Origin of the sequence: Gordonia sp. (in: high G+C Gram-positive bacteria) (assembly GCF_012515855.1) — a bacterium.
Lineage (GTDB): Bacteria > Actinomycetota > Actinomycetes > Mycobacteriales > Mycobacteriaceae > Gordonia.
In genome coordinates this window covers 1-2,054 of record NZ_JAAYXO010000265.1, presented here as the reverse complement: position 1 = coordinate 2,054, position 2,054 = coordinate 1, and the positions used below count along the sequence as shown (strand labels likewise).

Below are 2,054 nucleotides of genomic sequence, written 5' to 3'. Positions count from 1 at the left end.
TCGCGTGCTGCCCACCGCGGCCCGAAGTGCCGTAAGGCGGTGAGCGCGTGAGCGATCACGAGAACGAACTCCTCGGAGCCGTCCTCGGCACTGATCCGGCACTCACCCGGCCGATCCCCAACTCCACCGTGCTCGCCGACTTCGTGATGCCGCACATCCTCAAGGTGCGCGATGACGGGAACGGCAACCTGCGTCCGCTGCCGCTGATCGGCTCTCAGGCGTGGCAGAACGCGGGCGACGGAACGAGATGGGCTGTCGTCGCGACACTCGCGCTACAAGGCGTATGGGCCGCAGAACGAGGACCCGACGAGCGCGTCAACTACGCCGAATCCGGCGACCGTGTCGACGCCCTCATCGACTGGGGAGCTGAAGCGTATCGGCTCGGATACGAGGCCGGCCGACGCGAGCAAGCAGCAATCGGACGTCGGAAGCGCCGCGGAATCGAGGCAGCGTGAGTGCAGCAACAGTGACCGAACTCGCCCCCTCCGAGACGTTCTGGACACGACGTCCTGTGCTCGAGCATCTACGCGACTTCGCCCGATCCCGTCGCGCTGGCCCCTGGGCCGTCCTGTGCGCAGCACTTGCCAGAGCAGACGCCACCCTCGGGCCGAACGTGATGCTGCCGCCGACCATCGGAAGCTCGGTATCGACGAACCTGTTCGTTGCACTCGTCGGCCCGTCCGGCGGTGGCAAGGGCGCAGCAGAAGGCGCAGCCCGCGACGCGGTGCGGTTCGTCGACCACAACGGCCGGCCGATCGAGATAGAAGAGTTCCCCCTCGGCTCAGGAGAGGGCATCTCACGAACATTTCGTCCACAGGGCACCGACGACGAGGAAGCCAACCCACGGACCCGCGCACTGTTCATCGCACCCGAGGTCGACACCCTCTCTGCTCTCGGCTCCCGGCAGGGATCGACCCTCATGCCCGAACTACGCAAGCTGTACATGGGCGAGACTATCGGATTCAACAACGCGAACAAGTCGACCCGCTCCACACTGCCCGCGCACAGCTACCGCGCCTGCCTCATGGTTGGGGTTCAGCCCGCGAAGGCCGGCCCGCTGCTCTACGACTCCGACGGCGGCACCCCGCAGCGATTCGTCTGGATGCCAGTAGGCGACCCCGACGCACCCGACGTCGCACCGTCGACGCCGGAGCCCCTCGTCATCAAAGCGCCGCGATGGGGAACAGAGACACAGTTCCTCGAGGTGCCCGACGTGGCGCGCGAAGCGATGGACCGGCACCGCCTCGCGACGCTCCGAGGAGAAGACGTCGACCCCCTTGACGGACATCGTATGTTGACCCGACTCAAGGTCGCAGCCGCGTTGACCGTCCTCGACGGCCGGTCGATCACCGACGAGGAGGACTGGGAGTTGGCCGGCCTCATCATGCGGGTATCGGACCGCACCCGCGCGCACATCGAGCGAACGCTGACCGAGAAGGCCAGGGCGGCGAACCGCGCGCGGGCGCAGGCCGACAGCGAGCGCGCTGTGATCGTCGACGACGCGCGTCAGGCCGCAGAGGTACGACGTGTCCGCGAGGGAGTTATCCGCTACCTCACTCGGCGCGGTCGATCGGCGCGGGGGGACGTCCTCCGTTCACTCAAGAGCGACATTCGACCGCACCTCGACACCGTGATCGACACCCTCTCCGAGGAGTCGTTGATCGTCACCACATTCGTCAGCGACCGGCCGTTCTATGAACTCGCGTCCACATGAGTGGGTGTGGACCTGTGGACCCCTGGTCCACACCCAAGAATCCGACTCTGACCTGCACTGATAAGGGAGTGGACCAAAAGTCCACAGGTCCACACCCTCGATCGGTCCACCTGGGGAAATGAGGAAATCATGACCGACCGCAAGTTCAGCCACACCCGCGAGGAGTGGGAGACGATCGACGCCGTCCCGCTCCCGCCGGGGTGGTTCAACGTCTACGAGGCCAACGGCAAGAAGTTCTGGACACCCTGTCCGGCACTTCTCCGCCAGGAGCACCGCAGCACCTGGAGGTGCTACACCGACGCATCGTCGACAGAGACCAGGCACACGCCGCCGTACGACG

At 66.1% G+C, this 2,054-nt stretch carries 3 protein-coding genes; all 3 read left to right on the top strand.

All coding sequences use genetic code 11. The features are described 5' to 3' along the window. Positions 1 to 47 precede the first annotated feature (47 nt). Positions 48 to 455, top strand: a complete 408-nt coding sequence (locus tag GX543_RS18200) for a hypothetical protein (protein ID WP_290853976.1) — start codon at positions 48 to 50, stop codon at positions 453 to 455. Next, complete coding sequence (locus tag GX543_RS18195; protein ID WP_290853975.1) at positions 452 to 1,714, top strand: hypothetical protein; 1,263 nt, start codon at positions 452 to 454, stop codon at positions 1,712 to 1,714. Before GX543_RS18200 ends, GX543_RS18195 begins: the two co-directional genes overlap by 4 nt. Positions 1,715 to 1,843: 129 nt before the next feature. Next, the coding region (locus GX543_RS18190) for a hypothetical protein (protein ID WP_290853974.1) at positions 1,844 to 2,054 on the top strand (211 nt) is incomplete at its 3' end.